The organism is Stenotrophomonas sp. NPDC077421 (genome assembly GCF_049545505.1).
Classification (GTDB): domain Bacteria; phylum Pseudomonadota; class Gammaproteobacteria; order Xanthomonadales; family Xanthomonadaceae; genus Stenotrophomonas; species Stenotrophomonas nematodicola.
Map to the genome: position 1 here is coordinate 70,725 of NZ_JBMWDP010000003.1, position 15,954 is coordinate 86,678.

At 59.6% G+C, this 15,954-nt stretch carries 16 protein-coding genes and 1 other RNA gene; 10 read left to right on the top strand and 7 right to left on the bottom strand.

Translation table 11 applies throughout. From position 1 onward, the window contains the following. Nucleotides 1–4: 4 nt before the first annotated feature. Entirely contained in the window at nt 5–139 is a 135-nt protein-coding gene (locus ACPEH1_RS02565; RefSeq protein ID WP_312707025.1) for a DUF6691 family protein, read from the top strand. 90 nt (nt 140–229) lie between these two features. Continuing rightward, on the top strand, nt 230–589 hold the full coding sequence (locus ACPEH1_RS02570; protein WP_017356117.1) for a hypothetical protein: 360 nt from the start codon (nt 230–232) through the stop codon (nt 587–589). A gap of 48 nt (nt 590–637) precedes the next feature. Here ACPEH1_RS02570 and ACPEH1_RS02575 read toward each other — a convergent pair whose 3' ends face one another. Next, entirely contained in the window at nt 638–1,318 is a 681-nt protein-coding gene (locus ACPEH1_RS02575) for an isochorismatase family protein (RefSeq protein WP_423715181.1), read from the bottom strand. Between the two features lie 132 nt (nt 1,319–1,450). On the opposite strand from ACPEH1_RS02575, the gene ACPEH1_RS02580 reads away from it, so the two are divergent. Further along, entirely contained in the window at nt 1,451–2,362 is a 912-nt protein-coding gene (locus ACPEH1_RS02580; RefSeq protein WP_017356115.1) for a LysR family transcriptional regulator, read from the top strand. Nucleotides 2,363–2,435: 73 nt separating this feature from the next. Here the strand turns inward: ACPEH1_RS02580 and ACPEH1_RS02585 are convergent, their stop codons facing one another. Beyond that, nucleotides 2,436–2,840: a hypothetical protein gene (locus ACPEH1_RS02585; protein WP_423715182.1), complete on the bottom strand. Its 405-nt coding sequence runs from the start codon at nt 2,838–2,840 to the stop codon at nt 2,436–2,438. Nucleotides 2,841–3,000: 160 nt separating this feature from the next. Between ACPEH1_RS02585 and ssrA the strand changes: the two genes are divergently transcribed. From ssrA to ACPEH1_RS02600, 3 genes are all read left to right on the top strand, one after another. Further along, nucleotides 3,001–3,403, top strand: a transfer-messenger RNA (tmRNA) gene (gene ssrA, locus ACPEH1_RS02590). A gap of 304 nt (nt 3,404–3,707) precedes the next feature. Beyond that, nucleotides 3,708–5,123, top strand: a complete 1,416-nt coding sequence (locus ACPEH1_RS02595) for a site-specific integrase (protein ID WP_024958278.1) — start codon at nt 3,708–3,710, stop codon at nt 5,121–5,123. 473 nt (nt 5,124–5,596) lie between these two features. Then, entirely contained in the window at nt 5,597–7,393 is a 1,797-nt protein-coding gene (locus tag ACPEH1_RS02600; RefSeq protein WP_004153231.1) for a DEAD/DEAH box helicase, read from the top strand. A 305-nt stretch (nt 7,394–7,698) separates the two neighbouring features. Here the strand turns inward: ACPEH1_RS02600 and ACPEH1_RS02605 are convergent, their stop codons facing one another. The 3 genes from ACPEH1_RS02605 to ACPEH1_RS02615 are packed head-to-tail and all read right to left on the bottom strand — an operon-like array spanning nt 7,699 to nt 9,036. Continuing rightward, a complete protein-coding gene (locus ACPEH1_RS02605; RefSeq protein ID WP_004153229.1) occupies nt 7,699–8,235 on the bottom strand; it encodes a hypothetical protein in 537 nt (178 codons plus the stop codon). 35 nt (nt 8,236–8,270) lie between these two features. Next, nucleotides 8,271–8,570, bottom strand: a complete 300-nt coding sequence (locus ACPEH1_RS02610) for a hypothetical protein (RefSeq protein WP_024958276.1) — start codon at nt 8,568–8,570, stop codon at nt 8,271–8,273. A gap of 10 nt (nt 8,571–8,580) precedes the next feature. Next, nucleotides 8,581–9,036 carry a hypothetical protein gene (locus ACPEH1_RS02615; protein WP_232622062.1) on the bottom strand — a complete coding sequence of 152 codons (456 nt, stop codon included), beginning with the start codon at nt 9,034–9,036 and terminating at the stop codon, nt 8,581–8,583. 125 nt (nt 9,037–9,161) lie between these two features. Here ACPEH1_RS02615 and ACPEH1_RS02620 point away from each other — a divergent pair, with 125 nt between their 5' ends. Both ACPEH1_RS02620 and ACPEH1_RS02625 read left to right on the top strand, forming a co-directional pair. Further along, nucleotides 9,162–9,500: a helix-turn-helix domain-containing protein gene (locus ACPEH1_RS02620; RefSeq protein ID WP_049441679.1), complete on the top strand. Its 339-nt coding sequence runs from the start codon at nt 9,162–9,164 to the stop codon at nt 9,498–9,500. 62 nt (nt 9,501–9,562) lie between these two features. Beyond that, nucleotides 9,563–9,973, top strand: coding sequence for a hypothetical protein (locus tag ACPEH1_RS02625; RefSeq protein ID WP_024958273.1), 411 nt, complete (start codon nt 9,563–9,565; stop codon nt 9,971–9,973). A gap of 850 nt (nt 9,974–10,823) precedes the next feature. Here ACPEH1_RS02625 and ACPEH1_RS02630 read toward each other — a convergent pair. Next, nucleotides 10,824–12,545 carry a MobA/MobL family protein gene (locus tag ACPEH1_RS02630; protein WP_004153227.1) on the bottom strand — a complete coding sequence of 574 codons (1,722 nt, stop codon included), beginning with the start codon at nt 12,543–12,545 and terminating at the stop codon, nt 10,824–10,826. A 354-nt stretch (nt 12,546–12,899) separates the two neighbouring features. On the opposite strand from ACPEH1_RS02630, the gene ACPEH1_RS02635 reads away from it, so the two are divergent. Beyond that, nucleotides 12,900–13,229, top strand: a complete 330-nt coding sequence (locus tag ACPEH1_RS02635) for a conjugal transfer protein TraD (protein ID WP_076738497.1) — start codon at nt 12,900–12,902, stop codon at nt 13,227–13,229. A gap of 104 nt (nt 13,230–13,333) precedes the next feature. Continuing rightward, on the top strand, nt 13,334–15,010 hold the full coding sequence (locus tag ACPEH1_RS02640; protein WP_262986143.1) for a type 4 pilus major pilin: 1,677 nt from the start codon (nt 13,334–13,336) through the stop codon (nt 15,008–15,010). A 198-nt stretch (nt 15,011–15,208) separates the two neighbouring features. Here ACPEH1_RS02640 and ACPEH1_RS02645 read toward each other — a convergent pair whose 3' ends face one another. Further along, nucleotides 15,209–15,790, bottom strand: a complete 582-nt coding sequence (locus tag ACPEH1_RS02645) for a hypothetical protein (RefSeq protein WP_004153225.1) — start codon at nt 15,788–15,790, stop codon at nt 15,209–15,211. Nucleotides 15,791–15,954: the final 164 nt, after the last annotated feature.

Consider the following 15,954-nt stretch of genomic DNA (forward strand, 5'->3'; position numbering starts at 1 on the left):
CGGCGTGGGCCGGGGCCTGACCGGCTGCTGTCCGGGACCGGCCCTGGTCGGGCTGGGCATCGGCGCGCTGGAGGCGCTGTGGTTCGTCCCCGTGATGCTGGCCGGCGTGGCCGTGCAGCGCTGGCAATCGCGCCGTTGAGGCGGCGTTGCAGGAGACCGTGCAGGCCGATCCCCTGCGCGGGCCTTACAAGTGTCAGAATCCATCCTCAATACAGCACAGGAACGGCGCGTGACCCTCGAACAAACCCAGGCTTCGGCGCACCCGGCAGACGCAGTCGCCGACCTCACGGCCGATGTGGCCGCCCTGGAGTTCGTGTTTTCCGAACTCACCCGCACGATGGACCCCGCCGCCCTGCTGAAGGTGCTGACCTACCTGCTGCGCAACGTGCGACGCGATCTGGGCGACGCCGCCCCCAGCCGCGAACAGGCCGTCCTGATCGCGCGACTGCAGACGCTGATGCAGCAGACCGAGCCGGAAGTCCGCAAGCAGGCATCGGCGCTGCGCAACGAGCACAACCGCGTGCGCAAGGAAAAGGCCCGTCACCAGGCGGACAGCCGCCGCCTGCGCGAGCACGGCCCGCGCGGCTGAGCCGGTCGGGGCCGGCCGTGTTCGGCAGGCCCACCCAGGCGCGGGGTCCTACCCGCGCTGCGAATCCAGCACTTCCTGGCGCAACGCCACGTCCTGCGCCTTGGCATGGCTCTCGATCAACAGCTGGTAGGCCGGGAAGATCTGCGTGTAGATCTGCGCCCACTGCGCCGCATCCTCGCGGTGCCAGGTCTTCTGCAGTTCCGAGGCGACCGCGGCAGTGTCCATCGGCACCACGCCGGCCTGCACCACCCGTGCCAGGGTGATTTCCTGCGCCATCTTGGAATAGGTGCCGGAGGCGTCGATCACGGCGAATACCTGGTACCCGTCGGCAACCGCGGCGATAGACGGGAACGCCATGCAGACACTGGTGATGGTGCCGGCGATGATCAGCTGGCGGCGACCGGTCGCCTTCACCGCAGCAACGAAGTCGGGATTGTCCCAGGCGTTGATTTCGCCGCGGCGCGCCACGTACTGCGCATGCGGCGCGGCGGCGTGGATCTCCGGAATCAACGGCCCGTTCGGCCCCTGCGGCACCGATGCGGTGGTGATCACGGGCATCTTCGTCAGCGTCGCCATCTGCGCCAGCGCGGTGGCATGGGCGCGCAACGTTGGCATCGGCATATCGTGCACGGTCTGGAACAGGCCGCTCTGGTGGTCGATCAACAGCATGGCCGCATTGGCCGGGTCGATCACGGGGGCGGCATTGTTGAAGTTGACGGGGGTGCTCATCGGGCGGTCCTCGGGTGTCTGGGGCTGGCCGGCAGGCTGCCGAACCATGCGATCCAGACTATTCACGGAACGATGGACCCGGTAGCCCGCAGGTTCTATCCTCAGCGTCCCATCAGACGAACGATGCTCGACATGAGCACCCTCGACCTCAACGACCTCTCCTACTACGCGCATGTGGTCGAGCATGGCGGCTTCGCCCCGGCCGGGCGGGCGCTGGGCATTCCCAAGTCCAAACTCAGCCGTCGCATCGCCCTGCTTGAGGAACGGCTCGGTGTCCGCCTGATCCACCGCTCCACCCGCCGCTTCTCTGTCACCGAGATGGGCCAGCAGTACTATGCGCACTGCAAGGCGATGCTGGTCGAAGCCGAAGCGGCGGAAGAGGCGATCGCCCTGTCGCGCGCCGAGCCGCGTGGCACGGTACGCATCGCGGTGCCGGTCGCCATCCTGCATGCGCGCATGGGGGTGATGCTGGCCGACTTCCTGGCCGAACACCCGAAAGTCTCGCTGCACCTGGACGCCACCAACCGGCGCGTGGATGTGATCGGCGAAGGCCTGGACATCGCCATCCGGGTCCGGCCGCCGCCGCTGGCCGACAGCGACCTGATCGTGCGCGTACTGGCCACCCGCAACTGGTGCGTGGCGGCCAGCCCGTCGCTGTTCGCCCACACGCCGGTGCCCACCGTACCGGCCGACCTTGCGCACTTCCCCAGCGTTGACCTCAGCGCCGCGCACCAGGTCCATGCCTGGCAGTTGACCGCCGCCGACGGCGCCGTGGCGCTGGTCCACCACGTACCGCGCATGGTCAGCGACGACATGGTCGCGCTGCGCGCAGCCGCCGTCGCCGGCGTGGGCATCCTGATGCTGCCCACGATGATGATCTGCGACGAACTGGCCGATGGCCGCCTGGTCCGCCTGCTGCCCGACTGGCAGCCGCACCACGGCATCGTGCACGCGGTATTCCCCTCACGCCGGGGCCTGCTGCCGGCAGTGCGTGCACTGATCGACTACCTCGCCATGCGCTTCGAGCAGTTGCAGGAAGACTGAGCGCGCGCGTGCGCGGCGGTCCCCCGCGCGGTGCGCCCATCGGGACGCCCCTGCCCGCGCTGCGGCTGTTGACTCAGCCCGCGAAGGGACCTGCGCGTCCGTCCCAGCCCATCACCCCTTGCACCGGCACCGGGATGGAGGTGATGCGCCACTGCTCCGGCGACAGCCAGGCGATTTCCGAGAAGGTGTCCGCCAGCCGGCCCGTCTCCTGCCACCACGCCATCAGCCGTGCCGGCGCATCCACCACCTGCGGCTGGTACTGGAACGGAATCCCGTCTGCGTTCAGCTTTCGCAGCGCATCCAACAAGGCCGGGTTGTCGCAGCGCGGCCCGTGGTCATCGAACGGTATCGTCTGCCGCGCCAGCCCCTCGGACAGCACAATGCCGCCCGGCTCCAGGTGGGACACACTCAACGGGGCAGGCACACGCGGCGCGCTGATACGTGCGTCGAAGGGGGGCCGGCGTCCTGGCAGCAGCATGGGAGGTCCAGTGGAGAAGAGCTGGGGGCATGGTAGAAGGAAACGGCCCAACGTGACTGTTCAGCCAAATAGGCGTAGGATTCGCGGTGTCAGGTGAACCTGCGGCGCTGTCTTCGGACAAGGTCGAAGGTTTGAAAGCCTTACTGTTCTTGAAGAAACCGGGGGTGCATTGGTTTCGACGGGGGTTGTGAAGTTACTTGGTGCATGCCGAGGGGGCCGCTTTCCTCGTTAATCCAGCAGCAAACTTCTAGTTGCCAACGACGACAACTACGGTTCGAACGACTTCGCAATCGCTGCCTAAAAACAGCTTTAGCGTTTAGTTCTACAGCCGCCTAAGGCGAACCCCCGAACCTACTTGTGCCCGTGCTCGTAGGTGTAGGGTCATTATCACGGAACCGGTTGTGATGGCTGCCTGTCAGTCACGACTTAACTAAAGCAGGCTGGTCCTGGGGTGCGCTTTGCACACCGTGCTGCCACAGGATGAGATCCAACGGTGAGCTAAGCATGTAGTACCGGGGATGGAGTGCCTTCGGACGGCGGTTCAATTCCGCCCACCTCCACCAACTGCTTGCAAAATCTATCACTAAGTGGCTGATTTTGCAAGGGTTTTGGCATCGGAGTGATACACGAACTGAGCCTGTCTGCAGGTATCAAAGTAGGTATCACTCCGTGCCAAAGCCATTTTTCCTGCGCCGACCGAGCGGGCTATACGTCCGTTTTTTTGTGCCTACGGATCTACAGCCTCTTATTGGCTCCCGCTACCTGGTGCGACGCCTGCCCCCTGCTTCAATCGATCTGATGCGGCTTACAGCGGCAAGCGCCGCTGTGGCACTCTCTCAAGCATTCGACCGCATGAGACGCAGCCCAATGACCGAGAAGGATCGGGACGCCCTGCTGAGAGCGTTGGCCGGAACCATTGACCGCTGGACCGGGAACATTGAGCTGCCTAACGGCGCGAGATTGACCGACCTACAGGTGAATGGACGCGAGGACGCCAAAGCTCTGCTGGACACCATCAAGGGACTCGCGAGCTCAGGCTTTGCCCAAAGTTCACCGCTGCCCGGAGCCGGGGACACCCTGACAAAGCGTGTTGGTCTCTACCTGGAAGACCTTAGGAACGCTAAGACATCGCCAGGCAATCTGCTCGACAGTGAAAACACGCTCACCATCTTCCGCGAAATAGCAGGGCTCGACCTGCTCATGTCGCAAGTGGGGGAGACCCAAGTGCGCGCCTTCCTAAATGGGCTTCATGACTGGCCGAGCAATGCGCGCAAGAAGGCAGAATACAAAGAACTGAGCGCCGCGCAAATCATCGCCAAGGTCAAGCAACAACGCGCCAAAGGGCTCGTTATCGCGGGCCTGTCTGATCGGACTCTAGGCAAACATCGTGACCGACTGGCCAGCTTCCTCAATGCACAAGTAGCCGGTGGGCTGCTCACACGTTCGCCGCTCGATGGAATCAAGCGCCAGAGCTCGGCCACCGCAATCGCCACGCTCCCCCGTCGCCCCTTCAGCATTGAGGAAATCAACCAACTCTTCGATATGGAGAAGTTCCTTCCCTGGTCAGAGGAGCGGCCTGATCGATACTGGGGAGTCCTGCTAGCAGCGGGCACTGGGGCGCGGGTCAACGAGCTTGGGCAACTCTATGCCGACGATGTGGCCGAGGTGAATGGCATTTGGGGAATCCACATTCGTGCGGGGCGGCGGGATCAAAAGCTGAAAAACGCAAACTCCTTGCGCTTCATCCCACTCCACCCACGCTTGTTGGAGGCGGGCTTCTTAACTTACGTCGAAGATGTAGCGCAGTCGGGCCATGAGCGCCTGTTTCCCCACCTGCCTTGGCATAAGAAGGCAGGCTACGGGGACGCCCTCGGAGATCAGTTCCGCGCCTATCTTGTTGGCTTGGGCATGATGCAGCCCGGCATGGGCTTCCACTCGTTCCGACATACTGCGAGCACCCGGCTTCTCTATGCGGGGGTGCTTAGCTCTATTGCCGCTGCCATTACGGGGCACAAGGCGCATATGCCCGGCGAGCTCGGAACCTATGTAGATGTGCCCACGCTCCAATCGCGCGCAGACGCGGTAGCGCTTCTCCCCGTTCCCGAAGGTCTGCCGGCCTATCAGCCTGGAGAGGCAGCGCAGTCTCTCAAGCAAGCGCAACTCAGAGCGAAGCGGAGGGTGGTGAATGCAGCTGCACGTGAACGAAAAGCGGTCGCTCTTGCCAAAAGCGCGCACTCCACGACGCCAGCAAGTCGGATGAGGAAGCCATCGAAGGCGTCGTAGCGCCCGGGGGATCGCGGCGACAATGATTAGGCAACGCCATCAACCACTCCAGGTGCCCAAGATTCGGGGCTGGACTCTTGCTATCGCCTCGCTGTCTGCTTTGCCACCCGTCCCGGCGCGTCTTGCCAAGTCTGGCCCTGCCGAAAGGCACGCGGCGCCCCGCCAAAAATGTGACAGACATCAAACTATTGAATAGATGGGTTGCCTGAGGCAGGATCTCATGACTGAAGGGCGCATCAGCCAGGGAATTTCAGGGGGAAAGTAAAAGCTCGCAGTAGGCGTCAAGAAGCCCGGCAGATGTATCTGTCGGGATGATAATTGTGGCACGGGATGAAAACGACCAATAAATATGCCGACATCTACGCCCGCGCGAGCAATGAACATCTCACGTCAGCCGCTGCTGACCAATACGGCGCACAGATAATGCGCCGCCCAACTTCGCATGAGCAGAATACGTATCCAGGAGAACAAGCGTGTCTAGCCCGTTCCAAGATGTCGCACCCCGCATTACTGGAAATCCGAAGGTCAGAGAACCGCAACAAGGAGCCTATGAGGCGCTAGCACAGCATGTAGCTGACGGTGCGGACATAAGAGAAGTTAGCGTAGTACTGCCCGTGGGATGCGGAAAGTCAGGAACTATAACGCTCACTCCATTTGCGTATAAATCGAAACGAGCATTGATCATCGCTCCCGGCGTTGCGATTGCAACGCAGCTGGCAGCTGATTTCGACTTTAGTAGCGAGAAGCTATTCTATGCACGCTGCGATGTGATGGACGGCCCCAATTATCCAGAGCCAGTGGAAATAAGAGGCACCGATGCAAATCGAAGTGACCTTGACGCCGCACACGTTGCCATTACAAACATCCAGCAGATTTCCGGCGATGGCAACAAGTGGTTGCGAACGCTTCCTGCCGACTTCTTTGACCTGATCATTTTCGACGAGGGCCATCATAGCGTTGCAGCAACCTATGAGGCCCTGAAAGCAAAATTCCCTGCAGCCTCGGTCGTGAACTTCAGCGCCACGCCGCTTAGAGCTGATGGCCAGATGATGAGCGGTCCCGTCGTTTACTCATACCCAATCTTCAAGGCGATCAGAGCGGGCTATGTTAAACAGCTCAAAGCAATCCAACTCAATCCGAAGACCTTACGCTATGTCAGGCGACCAGGCGATTCGGAGGTTGAAGTCTCCCTAGATGAGGTCCGACGCCTAGGTGAGGAGGACGCGGATTTCCGCAGAAGCATCGTAACGTCCGAAGAAACACTGAATACCATTGTTGATGCGTCCCTCCGGGAGCTCGACCGGCTCCGTAACTTGACAGGGGAGCCACGCCTAAAGGTAATCGCCTCGGCATTGAATTATGAGCATTGCATTCAGATTGTGGAGGCTTATCGCGCACGGGGAAGGAAGGCCGATTTTGTGCATTCCCGTGAGAGTAAAAAGAATGACCAAGTCATGCAAAGGCTGGCGAATCATCAACTGGACGTGATCGTACAGGTGAGAAAACTTGGCGAAGGTTTTGACCATCCGTTCCTGTCGGTAGCGGCGGTCCTTAGCGTGTTCTCCAACCTGTCTCCATTCGTCCAATTCGTTGGGCGAATCATGCGCGTAATCAAGCAAGATGCGCCGGGGGACGTTGTAAACCAGGGCAGTGTGATCTTTCATGCGGGCGGCAACATTGCCGCCAGGTGGGGAGACTTCCAGCAGTTCAGCGAAGATGACCAATCCTTCTTTGACCAGCTTCTTCCTCTTGAAGGCTTGGATCCAGCAGATCCCACGGAGTTCCGTGAGTATGCGCCTCGCGACACTACCAATGGGAAGCCCGAGGTCAAAGAGCAGTCCGAGGTGGAAATGCAGGAAATCCACCTCCTAAAGCAGGAAGAGGAAGACGCCATTCGCCTGTTGAAGCAGAGCGGAATTATCCCTGCAGACTTTGACCCTACTACCCAAGCCCTCAAGCCCATCGCTGTCCCTAAGGCAGCAAAACGACAGGCCGCCAGAGACGCTCTTAACGAGCTTATTCAACTCCACGCAGGACGAATTCTCAATGAGCGAGGAATTAAGCATGGCGGGCGAGAGTTGGATCACAGACGGCTTGGTCGCGACAACTACGTAGTGGTAGTCACCACTCTCAACGAGGCGGCGAACACCTTGGTCGGCCGGAAGCCAGGGGAACGAAGTGAGATGTCACAGGTGGAACTGGACACCATTCGGGGGCAGTTCGATGCCCTTACAGCAAGCGTTTGCAGGAAGCTGTTCGATGGCGACTAAGTCCTTGATCGTCTCGACAATGGTAGACAGGGCGAAGAAGGCCCACAACTGCCAAGCTAACAGTAAACATAGGATCGAACGCGGAGACATTCGACTAGGGGTGCGAAAAGACCGGGGCTGGGATCGATACTGTGTTGCTTGTGCGCAGAGCATGATCGAGCGCGGTTTATTGCGACTGGGAGAACTGAGCAAGTTGGAGCCTGAGGAAAGCGAAGACTAAGAGGCAACATAGGCCCATCATTCCGCGCATGGAGGATGGGCCACTCTGCTTTCCTGCCTAGCTGCATTCGCTGGAATGGGGCTGCTTAGATGGTGCGCGTTTCAGTAAGCCAAGCTTTCATCCTAGCGAACCATTCATCCCTCTCAGTCTCATTGACAGCTGTGCTCTTGAGCCAACGGTCGGAGTGGCGCACGAAAGGAACCAGCCAGAGCGGGTGAACAACGTCCCGCACCTGGACTTCCAGACGATGGGTGATGACTCCTTTGTAGCTGTATTCCCCAGTGCGGATGGCGAGCACTTCAGCCCGCCGCAGGTAGCGCTCGCCCTTCACGGGCTCCCGGATCCAGATAGTGTCCCTGCCCAGGTCCAAGGCGATATGGTCATGGCAAACAGTGGGCTCAAACTCTTCAGGCCTATGCTTCTTCAGTTTGGGCGCGCGGCGACGGAACAGCCACGGCAAGCCCCACAGCAGCGCAAGGGGCCAGAAGACCAGCTGCCCGAACAGCATCAACCCGAACACGGCACCCTCAGCCGTCGTGCCCTTTTCGAACACCACACCGCACAGCCACCAAAGTGCAAGACCGGTGATGATCCAGCGGACTACCTTGAACAAGGTCCACATACGAGCTTCCTAGCGATGGTTGGGAAGGACCTGGGTCAGCGACGGTCTACGACAGTCCAAGTGCCATCGACCTTATCGATGACGAAAGTGCCGACAAGCTGCTGTTGCTCAGTGCGAGTGCCCAGCTGATACCGCGCAGTTCCGGTGACACTGCACGCATAGCCGGGGCTGTCCCCACGCACGCACTCTCCTACCTTCAAGTGCTCAAACGTCATCGTCGTTCCCGTCGCCTCCTTGAAATACACGGCCAAGGCTTTCTCAACATCGCCGCTCCCAGGACCACCCGAGCAAGCAACCAGCAGCGCAGTAGCGGAAAGCGTCCAAAGCTTCTTCATGTGTGTTCCTTCAGTCGATGAGTAGGCAGTGATTGCCCGGATTCGTTGCAGTGCCAGGTAGGACTTCGCTATCAATCAGTGACCCGGCCTTGTTGATGACGATCACGATCTGACTAGGCCGCGCAGAGGAGTCCTCCTCACGCTCCCCTAGATAGACCAGAGCGACGGCATCCTTGAAGTCATAGACCTTGCCGAAGCCAATGACGCTATGCGCTTCGGGAGGCAGCAGAACCGGCTTTCCATCGAGCTTGATAGCGCGTTTGTAGTCCCGGCCTTCGACGGAGTCGATGCGGCCGATGCTGGTTCGGATGGGGCCGGTGGGGATCGCGGAGCCATGACCCGTGGCCCAAATGAAAGCGGATACCTTCGGCCGCCATCCCCCATCCACCCTGAACTGGCCAGTCTGCAGTTGGCACGACAGGCTGGGCATAGCGTCAGCAGAAGCAGTGAACGCCAGAAGACCCACCAATGCCCAGCACCTCATATCCATAACCACCTCCTCGCCCAACGAATATTTGCGTTCAATGCAAATGACCGGCTAAGCTTAGGCGGGCACACTTCGGGTAGTCAATGCCCTTCTTGCTGCCCCGAATGCCCGCGCCGTTACCAACAACCACTGCTCTTGGCCAACGCCTCCGCGCCGCACGCGCAGCCAAGGGCTGGACTCAGGCCCAGCTAGGGGAACTATTGATGGGAGTGGATGACCCAAACACCACTGCGCCCCGCATCAGCAGGTATGAGAGGGGCCTTCATAAGCCTGATCTGGAGACCATTGAGAAGCTCGCGGAGCTTCTGGATCTCCCAGCCGCTTACTTCCTTGCTGCCTCTGACGTGGTTGCGGAGGCAATCTTGGTGCTGACACAGCTTGATGCCCGAAAACAGAAAGAAGCACTGGCGCTTCTAAAAAGCCTCGCCCCCGCTAGCAAGTGACGCGCACCGAACGGCCTAGCGACTTCCTACGCTATGCCTAGGTGCCAGCAAGGAAGACCCTAATGACAAGCCTCGCCTACGACCTCCTGATGGCATTGATTCCCGGCACGGCCGCTGGATACTACTCGGGCTTGCTGATGGCCAAGCTCTCAAAGTTCAATGCGCTGAAATACGAGGCACTTCGAGCTATTCGATCAATCAACTACATGGGCGATGCCAGTAACACACAGATCATCAGTTCAGATAAGAGTGAAGAACTTCACCTGATAGCATCCGAGCTCTTCCTTCTCAAGCACAAGGGCGCCGGAATTTCCTTGATGCAAGTTAGCAATGAGCTTCTAAATTCCATAGCAGCATGTAAGCACTCGGCGCATCCCGTCGATAGCTTCATAAAACAGATCAGTGACTGGCAAGCTCGAATTCGCGGCCTAAAGGTAGGACGACGCTTCTTCCTTCCTTGGGGTCAAATCTGATGTGCCTTTGACCGAACATTGAAACATTCGTCGGCGCCCGGAAATTTTCGGTCCGCTCCGTTTTTCTGCTGTAGAACTCCAAGTGCTCCTTTACGGACAAGGCCACCTCCGCCCCCGATTCAGGACACATCTTCCTGCTGACTCAGGACACTATGGGCCCGCTGTTTTGCCTCGGTCTTTGCTTCTAACCGCCGACCGACCGAGGCAAAGTCTCCCCCAACCCGCAATAAGCGAGCCTGGGGACCTTTGCCGGGCCGGCCTACTCTTGCCTAGGCAGAGGACCATCGTCGGCGCTGTGATCACTGTCAATACACAGCTGCGGCAGGTTCACGCCTGACATGGCGCCGGGGCTGGGGTCCTGCCACCAGCATTCACTGGCGTCTCTCCCATGGGCTTTGCCCCGTGATCAGGCTGTCGCCTGACGCTCTCCAATCTTGCCCTTCGCATACATGGCCGACCCGAGACGGGGCACACAATCCAAGGCCAGCTAGGGAACCCATGCCTTGGAACCTCCGCGACGCAGAAGCCATGCTGCCGGATGTGGACGTATTCCTCCACGGTTTAAGGCCGCTATCCGTAGGAGATGGATAGCCCCGGATTGTCACCGGGCGCGAACTAATCGGACCTCCGTGCGATAGCCATTGGTTCCAGCTGGGTTGCGAGGGGTTGCGCTCTTCCCGATGTCGGCTATGTTGTTGCTTGGGGCCGATGCCTGGGTGTGTAGAGCTGCTTTCTACCTACTCGCAGCCGTTGCTGTTATCAACGAGCTGCCGCTAAAAAACAGCATGAGGCCAACGCCAATTCTGTCAATGCCCCCCGAAGAATATTCGGGGGCATTGTTTTTCTAGCTTCAAACGCGAGGTCCGCGACATCTTCTTTGGTCCTTTTTCTCCAACTCGCTATCGTTCAGTTGTTCCGTAAGCGTGCGCGTTGGGGTAGTTCCAGAACACTGCGATTTGTGCGGCTGTGCTGTATCAGCAGTGATTGGATAGCGCTTCAGCATTGATGCTGCGAGCCTATCCAAAGCTTCTACACTCGTAGCTGCCTGCGCCGCATACTTCACCTGTGCTTCCGGGCCTGTAGCTAGACGCGCAGCATCGTGCCGCGTCCTGCGCCGCTCAATGCGCTCTTCGCCACTCCGACGCCGCTGCGCCCAATCGCGCCTGCTACCGCTCCAGAGCGACGGCTTGGGATTTTTCCTCTCCCATGTCACCAATTTCATTTGGGCTTCCGTGAGTGAAATGTTTGCCTTAACTTCGGCTTGTAGCCTGCGCTCCCATCGAGTGGCGTCACGAGCCACCTGCTTCAATGAACTGTGAAGCTCGCGCATATCGTTTCGATATGACGCCCTGTGGGGGTAGGCGCCCGCCCTGCTCGACATGTCAAAGAGCTTGGCGACCGTCGAAAGACTTTGCCGAACGGCAGCATCTATATCCTCCAGCCAAACCCGTCTCGCTTCCATCTCCAGCTGCTCTATTTCAGCGTCGTAACGAGCCATGGCCTCGTCTGCTTGCTTGTTCGCAATCTTGCTACGAAGACGCCTAGCCGCCTTCATCAATACTGGCTTGAGACTTGGCGGAAAGCGCGATGCGGCAGACCCCACTCGTGCAGCTCGCTGCTCTACTGATGCTGGCCTTTTTCGTGCTCGTGGCGGCGCCAGCGCGACCTGCCCGAGGTGCGGTTGCCGCTCTTCTTTGCCAACAGCTGCAAGCCGCTCACGTTGAGCTGCTTCTTGCGTATGGGAGCGTGGCGTCGCCATCACCCTTCCCTCTTGCTCCAAGCGTTCCAGGTAGTCACGCAGTTCAATGCGATTGGCGTTTTGGATCTGGTTATTTACCGTGGCCCGCTCGCTATCTTCACCCCTCCTACGCATCGCGGTTGCTGCCTTACCCTCGTGCTGGGTGGCTTCGCGAGCCAGCATGGCTGCGAACCCGATATAGCCATCAGCTTCGGCGGCATGTGCTTGCTTAGCTAGGCTGCGATGATCAACACGTTCAGCGACCTGTGCTCGTTCCAGATGCGAATTGATACGGTCAGCCACCGCCTCACGAAGAATGCGGATAGCCTCCGGTCCTGCGCCACCACGCGCATCAAATTCAGCACATGCACGTTCACCCAGGCCATCAGGACCGATCTGACGAGGCGTCATAAGGAGATGCACATGGTGATTGCGCTCATCCCCTTTCTTATCGGGCTCATGGACTGCAACAAGCACCGCAACCTGATAGCGGTCAACCAACATCTGACCCAAGTCGCACGCGAGCGCACGACGCTGCGCTTCGTTCAGTTCTGCAGGCAGAGCAACTTCAAGCTCTCGCGCCGTCCTGGCGTTTAGCCGGGTCTCGGCCATTTCCGAGCGATTGAAACAGGCGACCGGATCTCGCGCCCATTCGGGGGCATTTTGCGGGGCCAACATATCAACCGAGGCAACGCCACTGCGCCTTGTGTAGTCGTGTTTGATACCGGTCAATTCGTCATTAATCACAATGCCCGCACGATACGCCGCAGCGGCAGTAGAGGAATGACCCTTGCCGCGCGAAAAGGCTTTGACGGTGGCGTGATAAATGGCCATTTCGATTTTTGTCCTTGCTCCTGCTCTTGTTTTTGGCGACGCCCCCGAGGGGGCTAGCATCGGGGGCGGCCTGCGAAGCGGGCCGGGGTCTGGGGCGGAGCCCCGGCGCACGGTTTCCCGCAGGGAAACCATAAGTGCGCTCTTGCTTTGATCCTTGCCGCCACTATTCGTGACGGCTTCGGGCAAGAGACCGGGGCTCGCTTCGCTCGCGTTTCCCGCTGGGGCTGGCTCGCTCTCGCTCGCCCGTGCCCCTCTATTTCAGGATGGCAGGTAATTGCAATATGACAAGTCGATGACTTGCCAATAGCCGATTTTCTGTTTGCATGAGGTGCAGGACATCAGGAGAGCTCAACAATGGCAACACGCTCTATACAAGAACAAATAACCGCCGCCACTGAGCGTCTCGCAAAATTGAAAGCACGGGAGATGCTGGCCGAGCAAAGATCAAAAGCAAAGACAAGAGCGAGCGAACGCAAAGCAGACGCGCACCGCAAGATTCTCCTGGGCGGCGCGGTCATCGCTGCGGGGGCTGATGCATTGGATGAGGCCGAGCTTGTTGGCCTACTACTTGCGTATCGAGATCGCATTGAAAAACCGGAAAACGCTCAACAAAGAGATGGAATGCGCACACGCGGGCGCATTTATCTAGCGGAGCGAGAAGCGTCCCGTGCAAGGAAGCGCTGACCATGAAGCCTTCACAACTAAATCATGCGGTTCTCTGTGAACTGAGACACCAACATCGGCAACGTGGCATCTCATTGATCGAGGTGATGCTGGCAGTAGGCGCTATGACACTACTTTCCGGTGCGGCTTTCGCTATCTATCAGTCATCGGCAAACAACGCAGATGTTCGCGCGGAACAAGCGAATATTCACACCATTGCTCGAAATGCAGACATGACGTATGGAGCGCTCGGCTCCTATGCGGGACTGACAACCGCTCAGGCTATTGCCGACCGCGTTCCACCCGTTTCAATGAACTCTGGCGTTGGCCTAATGAGCCGATGGGCGCAACCCGTTATTCTTGAGCCTGCCACCATTGATGGTCGCCCCAACGCAGGGTTGAAGATTGTTTACCACGCGGTTCCAACGCGTGCGTGCCTAAAGCTAGCTGCTGCAGCAAGTGAAGGCATGTATGACCTGGAAATAGGCGATACATCCGTCTTCCATCGAAGCAACAATGGTCGTCCGACTGTATTGGACATCCAAGCCGCGACTCAACAATGCAGGAATCCAGCGCAGCTCGCGTTCACATACTACGGCGGCGCTACTGGCCTGTCAGCGCAAGTTCTCACACCCGTTGCACTGCCAACGCCCCCTCCAACATCAGCTCCGCCACCACCGGCGCCGGTGGTGGCGCCACCGCCCGTAGCTGTTACTCCACCGGCTCCATCTCCTGGCTGCGCAGCGGCTCCCACGGCTCCAGCCACAGGAACGACACCTGCGGGTCAAACGTGTTCGTTTATTTGGAATTCGGTAGCGGCTCCTGCTTGCTGGGCTCCGCTGGCGTTATGCGTGCCAATCGCCGCTCAACCTCCAATTCCAACCGCACCACCGGCACCACCCGCCGTCACTCCTCCTATTGTCCCTCCCGTCATCACACCCGTCTGCTCAGCGCCTTTACCGTTGAGCGAAAGCGCGGCGCAAACGGGCGTTTGTCCTTCAGGCACTCTCACCATCAGTGGCGCCAATTCTTTTCCGCAGACCCGCACCCGCACTACGACGTATTCATGCCCCGACCCGTTCGCAAGCCCAACAGCACTGACGGGACCATGGTCAGCCTGGTTACCGGCAGCAGCAAGTATGTGTGCTCCCGAATGCACGTCTGCGCCGCCAACCAGCGTTGCAATCACGCGCGCCGCGCCAGCAGAGAGCCAGAACGTGGGTTGCCCGGCCGGGCAGGCAGGTCAGCACTGGCGACAACGCAACCGCGTTGAGAACGGCACGCGCACCACGTCCTGGTCCTGCCCGGCCGCGACCGGATCCCCGGTGTCGAGCACCTCGGAGAGCTGGAGCGGCACCTACACGGCATCCAGTGGTTGGGTTACCACCTCCAACACCTGCACGCCCCCGGCACCTCCGGCAAGAACCTATCCGACCTACACCGGGAAATCGTGGATTTCCTGGGGCGACGGTGGGCTTTACGGCTGGGGCGTGTTCTGCTCGGTGTCGCAGTTCCTCGCTGACGGATTTCACTGCACGCAGAGCGTTAATACCAACGATGACGCGACGTTTTCGGGTGGCCTCGCGAGGCCTCAAGAACAGGCATTGACGCCAGAGCGCCGGACCTGCGTCGCCGCACTTAAACAGAAGCTGACACCAATGCCTGGATTTGGCTCCCCAAGCACCGGGCCAGTTAGTTGGCCGACAGAGTGCGCCTGTGAGGTGGTCGGAGCTGGCTCGGCGTTCTACTGGCAGACCGTGGGCGCATCGGACTGGTCAGCCTTCGAGTTCCAATGCCAGTAAACGGCCATTGGTTCACTCCGCGGAGAGGGAGACCGGGCCAAGCCAAGCCAAAAAAGCAAAGCCCCCGCGCGAGCGAGGGCTTTGGGTGTCGGCGGGCAAAGCAATTTCTCTAATTTTTCTAAGCTGCCCATAGGGCAGTGAACTGCCGACGTTCCAGATCTAAGGCAGTTCAAGGCGTTGTCAAGCGTTCGACCTGCATCACTCCGTGGAGAGGGCTACCGGGCCAAGGCGCTCGGTCTTTCCGTTGACCAGGTGCAGCAACTGCCCGCCAGCAATCAGCCAACCATCTCCGTTAGCGCGGTCGGCCTTGCTGAACCCTACTGCTCCGTCGTTGCGCAGGGTCGGGGCCCCGGCATTGCCGTCCTTGTAGAAATGGCTCCACGCCCTGGCGGCCGGCGTCATCGTCAGCACCTTCTGCCAAGGATGGCTGTGGATGGTTTCGCCAGTGAAAGCAGAACCTTCCATCACCTCGCTGGTCCGTATGACACAGCCGTGTGGCACGCCATCTGTGTAGAGGCGCAGGGAAAAACGCTGGCCGTCGCTGGCAATCGCGCCACAGGCCTCGTTCCCGCTCTGGCGGGTGTAGTCGTGGAGCACTCGCCCAGTGCGTCGGAGGAAATCCGGTAAAGCCTCGCCGGGTTCGCTGACATGGTCGCCCAGATGCTGGCGCTCCCAACCCTGTTTGGTTCCGGCGGGCGGAATTGAACCGGCCTGCGCCAGTGCCTCACCACACGCTCCAAGCCAAATGGTCAACACCACCATCACCGATGCAATGCGCACAACTGCTCCTAAGCAGTTGTGCTTTGCACCTCGGCCCCATGCCGGGTATCATCAGAGGTATGAAAATTTGCACCTTTTGGAAGCTAAATATCGTTTGCTTTCAATAGGTTGCAAATGGGCGCAAATGGCTCCGCCCACCTCCACCATCAGATGGTCCCACAAGG

Coding starts and splice junctions, on each gene's coding strand:
- ACPEH1_RS02640 (WP_262986143.1), top strand. CDS start 13,334: ATGACACTACTTTCCGGTGCGGCTTTCGCTATCTATCAGTCATCGGCA.
- ACPEH1_RS02575 (WP_423715181.1), bottom strand. CDS start 1,318: ATGAGCACCCCCGTCAACTTCAACAATGCCGCCCCCGTGATCGACCCG.
- ACPEH1_RS02635 (WP_076738497.1), top strand. CDS start 12,900: ATGGCAACACGCTCTATACAAGAACAAATAACCGCCGCCACTGAGCGT.
- ACPEH1_RS02625 (WP_024958273.1), top strand. CDS start 9,563: ATGACAAGCCTCGCCTACGACCTCCTGATGGCATTGATTCCCGGCACG.
- ACPEH1_RS02610 (WP_024958276.1), bottom strand. CDS start 8,570: ATGAAGAAGCTTTGGACGCTTTCCGCTACTGCGCTGCTGGTTGCTTGC.
- ACPEH1_RS02585 (WP_423715182.1), bottom strand. CDS start 2,840: ATGCTGCTGCCAGGACGCCGGCCCCCCTTCGACGCACGTATCAGCGCG.
- ACPEH1_RS02595 (WP_024958278.1), top strand. CDS start 3,708: ATGACCGAGAAGGATCGGGACGCCCTGCTGAGAGCGTTGGCCGGAACC.
- ACPEH1_RS02630 (WP_004153227.1), bottom strand. CDS start 12,545: ATGGCCATTTATCACGCCACCGTCAAAGCCTTTTCGCGCGGCAAGGGT.
- ACPEH1_RS02620 (WP_049441679.1), top strand. CDS start 9,162: ATGCCCGCGCCGTTACCAACAACCACTGCTCTTGGCCAACGCCTCCGC.
- ACPEH1_RS02580 (WP_017356115.1), top strand. CDS start 1,451: ATGAGCACCCTCGACCTCAACGACCTCTCCTACTACGCGCATGTGGTC.
- ACPEH1_RS02605 (WP_004153229.1), bottom strand. CDS start 8,235: ATGTGGACCTTGTTCAAGGTAGTCCGCTGGATCATCACCGGTCTTGCA.